The following is a 1,039-nucleotide window of genomic DNA, read 5'->3' on the forward strand; positions in this document are numbered from 1 at the left end:
GAGGTGTTGCTTGGACAGGTCCTTCATGGTGGTTCCTCTCAGACGGAGCCGACAACGGCGGCGTCGCCCCGGAGCAGGGCGCCCGCTCCATCGACGGCCAGCGGCAGGCCGGCGGCCCGTAGGATGCTGTAGGCCCCGGCCGTGGCGGCCGAGACCACGTGCAGGCCGAACCGCTGCTCGGCCGGCTCGACGAGGGGCAGCGACGGCATCTGTACGCAGGCGGAGATCACCAGGGCGTCGACGCCGGCCAGATCCAACGATTCGGCGGCCGCCATCACCCGCTCCCCGGGGATACATCCGACCGCCCGGTTGTCGACCACCTCCAGCGCCCGCCAGTCCGCGACCTCGAACCCCTCCGCGGTCAGGTACTGCACCACCTTTTCGGCCAGCGGTCGCAGGTAGGGGGTGACCAATGCGATACGCCGCGCCGGCAGCGCGCGCAGCGCCTCCACCAGCGCACCGGCGCTGGACCGGACACGCGCCTGGGCGCCGCCCGCTGCCAACTGCTCGGCGATTAGCGACTCCACCCGCTGATGCTCACCGGGGCCGACCGACATCAGCGCCACCAGGCACGCGTAGAGGATCACGTCCGGATCCGCGTCGCCGAGCTCCAGGACGCACCGCTCGCGCTGCGCGTTCATCGCCGTCAGCTGCTCCGGTGACACCGTCGCCATCCGCATCCGGCTGCTGTGGAACGAAAACGTCGCCGACGGGTGCCGGCCCAGGATCGCCGGCAGCTCGGTCTCCACGGTGACGTTGGAGCTGGGGACGGCCAGCCCGACTCGTACGTGTTTCATGCGCTGTCCTCTCAACGACAACTATTCTTCGACGATAGCGACGAAAAGTCAACGCCTCCGTAAAAGCACCTGCCTGTGACTTAGCTCGCGGCCACGCGGCCGCACACCGGCTTGACGGCTCGTGACGTAGGCGTCAGATAATGGGCATGATCGTCGAGACTTGAGGCGTAGGCATGACCCGCGACGTCGTGGTGCTCCGCAGAAAGGGAACCAGCACGTTCGCCGCCGACGAGCAGATCCGC

The 1,039-nt window shown here is 68.6% G+C and carries 1 protein-coding gene; it reads right to left on the reverse strand.

What is annotated here, in order from left to right; genetic code table 11:
* Positions 1 to 38 precede the first annotated feature (38 nt).
* Positions 39 to 797 carry a maleate cis-trans isomerase family protein gene (locus tag DAT37_RS39620; RefSeq protein WP_109530096.1) on the reverse strand — a complete coding sequence of 253 codons (759 nt, stop codon included), beginning with the start codon at positions 795 to 797 and terminating at the stop codon, positions 39 to 41.
* Positions 798 to 1,039: the final 242 nt, after the last annotated feature.

The sequence above is a fragment of the Nocardia aurea genome, from assembly GCF_003123685.1.
In the GTDB taxonomy this organism is placed as follows: Bacteria; Actinomycetota; Actinomycetes; order Mycobacteriales; family Mycobacteriaceae; genus Nocardia; species Nocardia aurea.